Raw genomic sequence first — 228 nt, 5'->3', positions numbered from 1 at the left:
CACCATTCATGAATGAATTGGCGAAAGAGGGTCTGTCCTTCCCGCATGTATATCCACAGACTGTATTTGGAAATTCATCAGACGGAGAGCTGATCGTGAATACCGGTTTATTTCCTTTAAAGCAAGGGGCGAACTTCTTTCGGTTCCCTTATAATCATTTTCCGGGTCTTGCTAAAGAATTAAAGAAGTCGGATTATCAAAGCTATGCGTTCCACGGGGATGAATAAG

General features: G+C 42.5%; 1 pseudogene. It reads left to right on the top strand.

Features of this window, described 5'->3' with window-relative positions:
* Nucleotides 1-227 (top strand): annotated as a pseudogene (locus SB775_RS34600) (LTA synthase family protein); the annotation flags it as partial.
* Nucleotide 228: the final 1 nt, after the last annotated feature.

It is taken from the genome of Peribacillus sp. SIMBA_075, assembly GCF_046534585.1.
The sequence above is the reverse complement of the archived record's forward strand: the minus strand, read 5'-3'. Positions and strand labels throughout refer to the sequence as shown.